The sequence below is a fragment of the Bacillus sp. P4_D3 genome, from assembly GCF_056401855.1.
Window position 1 is genome coordinate 1 of record NZ_JBFUIN010001372.1, and the last position, 506, is coordinate 506.

General features: G+C 32.6%; 1 protein-coding gene. It reads left to right on the forward strand.

Features of this window, described 5'->3' with window-relative positions; translation table 11 throughout:
* Positions 1-35: 35 nt before the first annotated feature.
* The coding region (locus AC1DTM_RS31420) for a GrpB family protein (RefSeq protein ID WP_477001812.1) at positions 36-506 on the forward strand (471 nt) is incomplete at its 3' end.

Genomic DNA, 506 nt, shown 5'->3' on the forward strand with positions numbered 1-506 from the left:
AATATAATGATGTATAGTTATAAGGAGGAAAGAAAATGGATGGGAAAATCTTAATTAAACCGTACGAACATTATTGGCATACAGAGTTTTTAAATGAAAAAAATAAAATTGTGCCGTTACTAAATGAAGAAATTATTGCTATTGAACATATAGGAAGCACGGCTGTAGAAGGATTAGGGGCTAAACCTCTTATTGATATGATGATTGGCGTAACAAATTTACAAATTACCGAAAATTGGAGGGAACCCCTAGCGGAAATTGGCTATGAATATGTTCCAAAAGAAACACTTAATTGGCGTTTTTTTAGAAAAGGGAAATGGAGAGCGGGTAGTCATCATTTGCATGTTTATATTTATAATAGTGAGGAATGGAAGAACAACCTATTATTTCGAGAATTTCTAAAAAATCATGAGTGGGCACGTGAAGAATATAGAAAATTAAAAGAGAAACTTGCTGCTACATATCCTTTTGATCGTGTTTCATATACAAATGCAAAAGCACCGTTT